Source organism: Sphingomonas sp. DC1600-2 (genome assembly GCF_049897605.1).
Classification (GTDB): Bacteria; Pseudomonadota; Alphaproteobacteria; order Sphingomonadales; family Sphingomonadaceae; genus Sphingomonas.
The window spans coordinates 1-881 of sequence record NZ_JAFCWO010000048.1 but is presented as its reverse complement, the minus strand read 5'-3'; the positions used below and the strand labels follow the sequence as shown (position 1 = coordinate 881).

The window sequence follows — 881 nt, the reverse complement described above, 5'->3', positions numbered from 1 at the left end:
GGCTCTGTTGCAAAAATCGTGAAGCTTGAGCATGCTTGGCGGAGATTGGACGGACGGAACGATGACGGATTTCAAGTGGCGCCATTTCCAGGGTGATGTGATCCTGTGGGCGGTGCGCTGGTATTGTCGCTATCCGATCAGCTATCGCGACCTTGAGGAAATGCTGGCGGAACGCGGCATTTCGGTCGACCATACGACGATCTATCGCTGGGTCCAGTGCTACGCCCCGGAGATGGAGAAGCGGCTGCGCTGGTTCTGGCGGCGTGGCTTTGATCCGAGCTGGCGCCTGGATGAAACCTACGTCAAGGTGCGGGGCAAGTGGACCTACCTGTACCGGGCAGTCGACAAGCGGGGCGACACGATCGATTTCTACCTGTCGCCGACCCGCAGCGCCAAGGCAGCGAAGCGGTTCCTGGGCAAGGCCCTGCGAGGCCTGAAGCACTGGGAAAAGCCTGCCACGCTCAATACCGACAAAGCGCCGAGCTATGGTGCAGCGATCACCGAATTGAAGCGCGAAGGAAAGCTGGACCGGGAGACGGCCCACCGGCAGGTGAAGTATCTCAATAACGTGATCGAGGCCGATCACGGAAAGCTCAAGATACTGATCAAGCCGGTGCGCGGTTTCAAATCGATCCCCACGGCCTATGCCACGATCAAGGGATTCGAAGTCATGCGAGCCCTGCGCAAAGGACAGGCTCGCCCCTGGTGCCTGCAGCCCGGCATCAGGGGCGAGGTGCGCCTTGTGGAGAGAGCTTTTGGCATTGGGCCCTCGGCGCTGACGGAGGCCATGGGCATGCTCAACCACCATTTCGCAGCAGCCGCCTGATCGGCGCAGAGCGACAGCCTACCTCTGACTGCCGCCAATCTTTGCAACAGAGCCC

Annotated in this window: 1 protein-coding gene; it reads left to right on the top strand. The window is 60.6% G+C overall.

The features are described from left to right. Positions 1-61 precede the first annotated feature (61 nt). Positions 62-826 carry an IS6-like element IS6100 family transposase gene (locus tag ACP7BL_RS17865; RefSeq protein ID WP_001389365.1) on the top strand — a complete coding sequence of 255 codons (765 nt, stop codon included), beginning with the start codon at positions 62-64 and terminating at the stop codon, positions 824-826. The last annotated feature ends 55 nt before the right edge of the window (positions 827-881 follow it).

Coding starts and splice junctions, on each gene's coding strand:
- ACP7BL_RS17865 (WP_001389365.1), top strand. CDS start 62: ATGACGGATTTCAAGTGGCGCCATTTCCAGGGTGATGTGATCCTGTGG.